Below are 344 nucleotides of genomic sequence, written 5' to 3'. Positions count from 1 at the left end.
CCTAGATATAGGTATTGGCGAAGTAAATGCTAAACGTTGGTTAAAAACCGGTAAATGTTCTTTTCAACCGATAGAGCGTGAATGGCTGGCAACATTACTTAATTGGGGCTTTAAAGACACCTTTAGAGAGCAAAACCCAGAAACCAGCGATCAATACTCGTGGTTTGACTACCGCTCAAAAGGGTTTTTAGATAACCGTGGCCTACGAATTGATGTTGTACTTGCAACACATGAGCTAGCCGCGCGTTGTATAGACACAGGTATAGATTACGAATTACGTGGCATCGAAAAGCCATCGGATCATGCCCCTATTTGGTCTGAATTTAAATAACCCTATGCTTAGC

The 344-nt window shown here is 42.2% G+C and carries 1 protein-coding gene; it reads left to right on the top strand.

Going from position 1 to position 344, the window contains the following annotated elements; translation table 11 throughout:
• The coding region (locus AAEY62_RS21035; RefSeq protein ID WP_350636270.1) for an exodeoxyribonuclease III at positions 1–331 on the top strand (331 nt) is incomplete at its 5' end.
• Positions 332–344 lie beyond the last annotated feature (13 nt).

Source organism: Pseudoalteromonas sp. GW168-MNA-CIBAN-0100, assembly GCF_040309225.1.
GTDB classification, from domain to species: Bacteria; Pseudomonadota; Gammaproteobacteria; order Enterobacterales; family Alteromonadaceae; genus Pseudoalteromonas; species Pseudoalteromonas arctica.
Note: the sequence above shows the minus strand (reverse complement) of the source record. Positions and strands in the feature narration are given on the sequence as shown.